Genomic DNA, 7,646 nt, shown 5'->3' on the forward strand with positions numbered 1-7,646 from the left:
AGGCGGGCCTCTCGCATCCTGTCACAGGCTGGACATTGTTGCCGCTCGCGCCTGCCAATGCAAGGCATCCCGCCTTGCGCAAACCTTCGGCGCGGTTGACCTGCTCTCTGCGTGTATCCGGCGGCGGTCGATCGCGGTAAAGAGAGCCATGTTCGACGCCGCCGAATGGACGATTCAGGCAAATCTGGCGCTCCAGCTGCTTGCCGCGCTGGCGGCAGGGTTGCTGGTGGGGATCGAGAGAGGCTGGCGCCAGCGAGCCGAGGCCGAAGGCACACGCGTGGCGGGCGTGCGCACCTTCACGCTGATCGGGGGCACAGGCGGGCTGGTTTCGATTACGGCAACCCAGATATCCTCCTGGCTTGGCGCGATCCTGCTTGCCGCCCTGGTGGTGGTGGTGGCCGGGGCATTTCTGCGCATACGACCACAAGGCAGCAACCGCGATGCAACGACCATCGTCGCGGCCATGGCAACGCTGGGCCTGGGCCTGCTGGCGGGCGCGGGCCTTGCCGCATTGGCACTGGCGGGGGCCGCGCTTATCACGCTGGTGCTGGCCTTGCGCAGACCGATGCACGGCGTGCTGCGGGCGCTGTCCGAGGAGGAGGTGCGCGCCATTGCCCGTTATGCGGTGATTGCGGCCGCCGTGCTGCCCTTCCTGCCCGATGCGGCCTATGGCCCCTATGGGGCGTGGAACCCGTTCCGCCTGTGGCTTGTCGTGGTGCTGGTGACCGGCTTTTCGGTCGCCGGTTATATCGCCAACCGGCTCATCGGGCAGAACAGGGGGACGATTGCCACCGCGCTGATCGGCGGTGCCTATTCCTCCACGGCGGTGACCGCAGCCTTGTCCACCCGCCTGAAGGACAAGGAACCCGGCCCCTTTGCGACCGGCATCGCGCTGGCCAGTGCCGTGATGTATGTCCGGGTGCTGGTGCTTGCCGCGATCCTTGCGCCGCGCGTGCTCGGGCCGCTGGCGTTCCTCCTGGTGCCTGCCATGCTTGCCGCATTCGTGCTGGTCGGCATATTGTGGAAGCGGGAAACCGCCTCCACCGGGGCGGCCTCCACGCTCAAGGCCAAGCCCTTTGAACTGCTGCCGGCACTGGGTTTCCTGCTCGCCGTGGCGCTGTCCTCCTTGCTGGTTCACTGGGCAGAGGCCGAATTCGGCCAGAGCGGCGCGGCCATTTCCCTGTTCATCGCGGGCAGTTTTGATGTCGACGCGGCGATGGTCGCCTATTCGGTTCTTCCGGCCGAAGCGGTGCCGGTCAGCCTGGCGGCGCTGGCGCTGGCCGGGACGGTCGTGGTCAACATGGCGTTCAAGACTGCCATCGTGTTCGCCAATGCCGGGCCGGCCGCGGGCCGGCGCGCCGGGTTCGCCTTGCTGGCAAGCTGCGCGATTCTGGCTGCCACCTGTCTTGCCGATGCGGCGATCGTGTTTGGCTGACCATTCCGTGCCAGCCTTGCGGCGCTGGACGGGATGCGCGCCCTGATCCATATCTGCCGGAAAGGTGATAGGGGTGGCAGGCGGCCTTGCCCTCCTCGCTGTCCAAGGGGTCTGCAGGCGTGATCTACATTCTTCAGAATAGTGTCCCCATCGCGCTGGCGACGCTTGCCGGGCTGGCGATCGGGGCGATCTGGCTGCGCCTTGCCGAAACGGCGCCGCTGCGATGGCAAGTGGTCGCGCTGGCCGCGCTGGCCGAGTTCTGGCTGGCGGCCATCCTTGCAGGGGCGTTGATCCTGGCCCCCGATGAAGCAGGCGCATGGACCATGGCATTGGGCAGCGCCTTCATCATCTGGCTGGGCTTTGTCCTGCCCGCGCTGGCGGTGACGCTGGCCGCACTGGGCAGGCGCACCGGGACAATCCTTGCGGCGAGCGGGCACTGGCTGGTCGTCATGCTGGTGCAGGCCGCGATCCTGCAAGCGGCAGGTCTGGTGGCGCCAGCAGCCACCTGACCGGCGCAGATGTGTGACAGAGGTTCACAATTCGGCCATTTTCCGGTGCCGAAAGCTTCGCTGATCGGTCACCAATTGTGCATTGCAGCGTAATACTGCGCGCCTAGCGCGCCCCTCGACCGCAGCGGCGAACACGCCTGCGTGCGGGAAACACATGAGGGATAACAACCATGCACAGTTTGAGGACAATCGCCCTGGCTTCGGTCGCGCCGCTGGCGCTGTTCGCACAGCCCGCGCTCGCCAATGCAGACACCGCCGAGACCGCCGATGCCAGCGCCGAAACCGCCAGCGATGTCATCATCGTCTACGGTCAGGGCCAGACGCGCCAGGTGCAGGAAATCCAGGCGCAGGACATTTCCAGCCTGCTGCCGGGCACCAGCGTGATCCGCGCCATCGAAAAGCTGCCCAGCGTCAACATCCAGGCCGCCGATCCTTTCGGCAATTACGAATGGTCGACCCGCGTCACCATCCGCAGCTTCAACCAGAACCAGCTTGGCTTCACCTTCGACGGCGTGCCGCTGGGCGATATGAGCTATGGCAACCACAACGGCCTGCATATCAGCCGCGCGGTGAGCAGCGAGAATGTCGGCTCGGTTCTCGTCAGCCAGGGCGCCGGCTCGCTCGGCACCAATTCCACGGGCAATCTGGGCGGCACGGTGGAAACCTTCAGCGTGGCCCCCGAAGGACGCTTCGCCCTTGATGCCGCCGCCACCTATGGCAGCAACGACACGATGCGCGGCTTCCTGCGCGTCAATGCCGGCAGCGACAACGGCGCGCGCGGCTATGTCTCCTACGGCTATGGCTCGTCCGACAAGTTCAAGGGCGAAGGCAAGCAGGACCAGCACATGGTCAATGCCAAGGTCGTGGTTCCCATCGGCGATGTGGAACTGGACGCATGGGCCAGCTATTCCGACCGGCGCGAGCAGGATTACCAGGATATGTCGCTCGATATGCTGAGCCGCCTGGGCAACCGCTGGGACAATTTCTTCCCCGATTACGCACTGGCGATCCGCGTGGCCGATATTGCCAACAACCGCGGCGATACCGGCGCGCCGGTTTCCAACCCGGCTGCGGGCACCGTCTATCCGGGCAATATCACCAGCCCCGACGATGCCTATTACGACGCTTCCGGCCTGCGCAAGGACTTCCTTACCCATATCGGCCTGACCCTGCCGCTGGGCGATGCGGGCAGCTTTGCGATCCGCGGCTATTACCACGACAATTCCGGTCGCGGCCTCTGGGGCACCCCCTATGTGCCCAGCCCCAACGGCGTGCCGATGTCGGTGCGCACCACCGAATACGAGATGCAGCGTGTCGGCGTATTTGCCAATCTCACCTTTGAAACAGGCATCCAGACCTTCACCGTCACCGCCTGGCGCGAAAACAACGATTTCAACCAGGCGCGCCGCTTCTACGCCTTTGAAAGCCGCACCAATCCGGGCCTGTCGTTCCGCGAATGGCCCAAGAACCCCTTCTTCACCCAGTGGGAATTCGATTTCACCACCGACACGATGCAATACAGCGTGGCCGATCGGATCGATCTGGGTATGCTCACGCTGAATCTTGGCTGGAAGGGCTTCAAGGTCACGAATGAGGCGACGCCGATCGTGGCAGCCAGCTTCCCGTCGGGCAAGATCACGGTCGAGGATTGGTTCCAGCCGCACGCCGGCTTCAATGTGGAACTGAGCGATGCAGCCGAATTGTTCGGCGGCTTCACGCAGGCGACCCGCGCCTTTGCCTCGGCCACCACGACCGGCCCGTTCAGCACCAACCAGACTGGCTTCAACGCGATCCGCGACACGCTGAAGCCCGAACAATCCGACACCTACGAGCTGGGGCTGCGGTTCAACGATCCGGTCTTCAACGGCGTGGTCGGCGCCTATCTGGTCAATTTCCGCAACCGGCTGCTGTCGGCTGCGGCCGGGCCGAGCATTGTGGGCAGCCCCAACGTGCTGCAGAACGTGGGCAATGTCCGCGCGCTGGGCTTTGAAGCGGTGGGCGATCTGCGCCTTGGCGGCGGGTTCAACCTGTTCGCCTCCTACAGCTATACCGATGCGACATACCGCGACGATGTGTTCAACGTATCGGGCACGCTGCTGGCCGCGATCAAGGGCAAGACCGTGGTGGACGCGCCCAAGCACCTGTTGCGCGGGGAACTGGGCTATGACGATGGCACGCTGTTCGGCCGGATCGGTGCGAATTATATGTCGCGCCGTTTCTTCACCTACACCAACGACCAGTCGGTGCCGGGCCGGGCGATTGTCGATGCGACGCTGGGCTATCGCTTCAACGACTTCATCGAAGTGCAGCTGAACGCCACCAATCTGTTCGACAAGGATTACGTCTCGACCATCGGGTCGGGCGGCTTTGGCAACAGCGGCGACCGGCAGACGCTGCTGGTCGGTGCGCCGCAGCAATTCTTTGTCAGCCTGCGCACCAGCTTCTGAACTGAACGAGGCGGGCCGGCGGGAGACATCCTGCCGGCCCGCCCTGCCCCTTCCTTGCCCATTTCGTCAGAGGGACGCCCCCGCCATGATCCGCACCGCACCGCCTTTGCTGCGCGTCAACCGCCGCACGGCCTTGTCGGGCCTTGCCCTTGGCGCAGCTGCCGGCGCATTCCCTTTGCCTGCGGCCGCGCGCACAACCGGGCCGTTCCAGCACGGCGTGGCCAGCGGCGATCCCGATGCGACCAGCGTGGTCCTGTGGACGCGCGCCACCACCAGCGGGCCGGTCATGCTGACCTGCGAACTGGCCGAGGATCTGGCCTTTTCGCGCATTATTGCCAGCCACCGGATCGCCACCGGGCCGGATCAGGACCACACCGCCAAATGGCTTGCAACTGGCCTTCAGCCGGGCGCATCCTATTACTACCGTTTCCATTTTGACGGCCATGTCAGCCCGATTGGCCGCGCGCGCACCCTACCCGCCGGCCATGTGGACAGGCTGGGCATTGCGCTGGCCTCCTGCTCCAATTTCGCCTTCGGCCATTTCCACGCCTATACCGCCATGGCGCACGATCCGGCGGTCGATTTCGTGCTGCATACCGGCGACTACATCTACGAATACGGGCACGATGGCTGGGGCGACGACGTGGCGCAGGCGCTGGGCCGCCGCCACGATCCCGCGCACGAGATCGTGTCCCTTTCCGATTACCGCCGCCGCCACGCGCAGTACAAGACCGATCCGGGAGCGCAGGCGATGCACGCCGCGCATACCTTCATGGCCTGCTGGGACGACCATGAAAGCACCAACAACCCCTGGGTGGGCGGCGCGCAAAACCACCAGAACGCGACAGAGGGCGACTGGGAAGCCCGCCGCGCCGCCTCTATCCGCGCCTATTACGAATGGATGCCGGTGCGCGAACCCGGCTGGCCGGGCACGCCGGGCCCGGACGGGCGCGAGTTCTGGCGCAATTACGTGCTGGGTGACCTTGCCAGCCTGTTCACGCTCGAATCGCGCCACACCGCGCGGGCCGAACAGGCCGATTATGCGCCGCTGGCGGATGTGGCGGGCGATGCGGAGGCGATTGCCCGCTTCCGCCGCGAAGTGCTTGACGCGCCCGGCCGCCGGATGATCTCGCAGCGGTGCGAGGCGGATCTGGAGCGAGCCTTGCGCGCCTCGGTCAGCGCGGGCCAGCCGTGGCGGCTGATCGGCAACGCCATCCCCATTGCGCGCACCGATGTGCCCGATCTGGTCGCGTTGGGCGTGCTGCCCGATCCCTTTGCACCGGGCGCACCCTATTCGGAAGGCGCGCTGTCCAATGCGCGCATTCTGGCGCTGAAGGGCCGCGCGGGCCTGCCCTTTTATCCCGATACCTGGGACGGCTATGGCTGGGCGCGCGAACGGCTGTACGATATGGCGCGGGGTGCGGGCGCGGCGGATCTGATCTTCCTCACCGGCGACAGCCACAGCTTCTGGGCCAATTCGCTGAAGGATGCGCGCGGCCGCCCGGTGGGCGTTGAACTGGGCACGGCGGGCGTCACTTCGCCCGGCGATTTTGTCGAAAGCGGCTTCGGCGACGAACTGTCCCGTCGGCTTGACGCCGCATTTGCCGAACATATTCCCGAAGTCGATTGGACCGACAATATGCACCAGGGCTATGTCCGGCTGGATATGCGCCATGACGGCGCAACCGCCAGCTTCATCGCAGTGGACACGGTGCGCGAAGCCACGTTCCGCCCCTTCATCCTCAACCGCAAGGACATCAGCCGCGATGGCGGCGCCATCCGCTTTGCCTGACCACCGGGAAGGGATGGCGTGGTGCCGGAGGTCAGGATTGAACTGACGACCTACCGCTTACAAGGCGGTTGCTCTACCACTGAGCTACACCGGCACGCCGGGCTTCCATAGGTAAGTCGAAGGCAGGCGGCAAGATGCTGCAATATCAGGATGGCAGGGTCGGCGGGCGGCTCTCCACCGGCCAGTCCGGCTCCTCCATCCCCTTTGTCTTCCACAGCGACCAGACCACCCCGCCCGCGATCAGCGCAAAGGTGACGCCCAGGCTGATCCACGCCGGAATCTTTCCGCCATCAAGCATGAAATCGGACACAAAGATCTTCGACCCGATGAACACGAGCACGGCCGCCAGCGCATATTTGAGGTAGTGGAAACGGTGCACCATCGCCGCCAGCGCGAAATACAGCGCGCGCAGGCCAAGGATCGCGAAAATATTGCTGGTGTAGACGATGAAAGTGTCCGTGGTGATGGCAAAGATCGCCGGCACGCTGTCCACTGCAAACACCAGATCCGCCAGGTTGATGACCACCAGCGCCAGAAACAGCGGGGTCGCGGCGCGCACCATCTTGCCGGTCTTTTCATCCGGCACCTTCACGAAGAAGCGCTGGCCGTGCAGATCGGGCGTGACTCGCATCCGCCGGCTGATCCAGCGGATGGCGGGGTTGCTCCCCACATCCATCGGCTCGTCGCCGGCAAAGAACATCTTGATGCCGGTGAAAATCAGGAAGGCGGCGAACAGGTAGAGCACCCAATAAGCTTCGGCCAGCAGCGCCGCCCCGCCCGCGATCATCAGGCCGCGCAGCACGATCACCGCCATGATGCCCCACAGCAGCGCGCGGTACTGGTATTTGGCGGGAATGGCGAAATAGGTGAAGATCAGGCTGATGACGAAGACATTGTCGATCGACAGCGCCTTTTCGATGAAGAAGCCGGTGTAATATTCGGAAGCCGATGTCGCCCCCCGTTCAATCCACACCCACACGCCGAACAGCATCGCCACGGTGATGTAGAACACGCTCAGCTTGAGGCTTTCCGCAATGCCCAGCTCGCGGTCCTCCTTGTGCAGCACGCCCAGATCGAACGCGGTGAGCAGGATGACGATGGCGAGGAATGCGGCCCAGAACCACACAGGCGTGCCCAGCCAGTCGGCGGTGAGAAATTCGATCATGCAGCCTCAAGGTTAGCGGCAACGAAAACATCCCGACACTCCTGTTGCAAGAGGGGCGACCGGGACAAAAGAGGGATGGGGTAGCGCGGGGAAAGCCCGTCCGGGCTGGAGGGGGGGGTGGGGAACGCCCGGAAGCGATGCCTCCCCCGCGCTGGCCGAAGCCGCTCTCAGGCGAGAGCAGGCCGCAGCGAAACCTTGAACAGCAACGCCTTGATGCGCGCTGGTCTGAGCCCGAAGTTTCTACCAGCTACGAGTAGAGCCTTGAGCCGTTATGATGCCCATCGCTGGGCGTGATGGC

The 7,646-nt window shown here is 64.8% G+C and carries 5 protein-coding genes and 1 tRNA gene; 4 read left to right on the forward strand and 2 right to left on the reverse strand.

Features of this window, described 5'->3' with window-relative positions; genetic code table 11:
- Window positions 1–148 precede the first annotated feature (148 nt).
- From WFP44_RS08130 to WFP44_RS08145, 4 genes are all read left to right on the forward strand, one after another.
- Window positions 149–1,435 carry an MgtC/SapB family protein gene (locus WFP44_RS08130; protein ID WP_336925948.1) on the forward strand — a complete coding sequence of 429 codons (1,287 nt, stop codon included), beginning with the start codon at window positions 149–151 and terminating at the stop codon, window positions 1,433–1,435.
- 119 nt (window positions 1,436–1,554) lie between these two features.
- Window positions 1,555–1,944: a hypothetical protein gene (locus WFP44_RS08135; protein WP_336925949.1), complete on the forward strand. Its 390-nt coding sequence runs from the start codon at window positions 1,555–1,557 to the stop codon at window positions 1,942–1,944.
- Window positions 1,945–2,114: 170 nt separating this feature from the next.
- On the forward strand, window positions 2,115–4,391 hold the full coding sequence (locus WFP44_RS08140; protein WP_336925950.1) for a TonB-dependent receptor: 2,277 nt from the start codon (window positions 2,115–2,117) through the stop codon (window positions 4,389–4,391).
- 85 nt (window positions 4,392–4,476) lie between these two features.
- The gene (locus WFP44_RS08145; RefSeq protein ID WP_336925951.1) at window positions 4,477–6,183 is read left to right on the forward strand and encodes an alkaline phosphatase D family protein; all 1,707 of its coding nucleotides are present in this window, start codon (window positions 4,477–4,479) and stop codon (window positions 6,181–6,183) included.
- Between the two features lie 19 nt (window positions 6,184–6,202).
- Here the strand turns inward: WFP44_RS08145 and WFP44_RS08150 are convergent.
- Window positions 6,203–6,277 (reverse strand) — tRNA-Thr (locus tag WFP44_RS08150).
- A gap of 51 nt (window positions 6,278–6,328) precedes the next feature.
- On the reverse strand, window positions 6,329–7,345 hold the full coding sequence (locus WFP44_RS08155; protein ID WP_336925965.1) for a TerC family protein: 1,017 nt from the start codon (window positions 7,343–7,345) through the stop codon (window positions 6,329–6,331).
- Window positions 7,346–7,646: the final 301 nt, after the last annotated feature.

This window comes from Alteraurantiacibacter palmitatis (assembly GCF_037154115.1).
In the GTDB taxonomy this organism is placed as follows: Bacteria; Pseudomonadota; Alphaproteobacteria; order Sphingomonadales; family Sphingomonadaceae; genus Alteraurantiacibacter; species Alteraurantiacibacter palmitatis.